This is a genomic window from Shewanella septentrionalis (assembly GCF_025370265.1).
GTDB classification, from domain to species: Bacteria; Pseudomonadota; Gammaproteobacteria; order Enterobacterales; family Shewanellaceae; genus Shewanella; species Shewanella hafniensis.
The window spans coordinates 1-506 of sequence record NZ_JAMTCC010000127.1 but is presented as its reverse complement, the minus strand read 5'-3'; the positions used below and the strand labels follow the sequence as shown (position 1 = coordinate 506).

At 47.2% G+C, this 506-nt stretch carries 1 protein-coding gene; it reads left to right on the top strand.

The window, feature by feature from the left end; translation table 11 throughout:
• Positions 1-506, top strand: a 506-nt coding sequence (locus tag NE536_RS22880) for a conjugal transfer protein TraC (RefSeq protein WP_261274128.1), incomplete at both ends; no start/stop codon positions are given.

Here is a 506-nt window from a genome sequence, read left to right as displayed (position 1 = left end):
CACAGTTCGACCAAAGGCTTTGGCACCAAGCTCAGCAGCGCATACCACTACGATTTAAAGAACACCAAAGGGTTTTTCTTTGTTTCAACCACCGAGGACATGCCTGCACTGCTGGATATGCGTCTTGGCGTTGAGTCAGAACTGGCGCAAACAGGCATGCACATTCGCCGCTTAGGCGCTGACGATCTGATTGAGCATTGCCGCGAACACTTAAATTTTTCGCATCAACAAGATCGCGTCACGCCCGCTAAATATAACGAGTATCAACCTCTCAACACCCAAATTCTCAGCCCTGACAGTGAGTTCATCATTAATCGTGATTCGGTCAATATCCGTCACACACCGATGCAATCAGACAACAGTGTCGATACCACCCTAATCAATCTAGGGCTTAAAGGGCTGCCGAACGACTTTAGGCTATATGCGTTTCCCAACTGTATTGCATCACTCAGTTACACCATGAACAGTGTTCAATGCCCTTACCGTGTCAGCGTGTCTTTTTATAT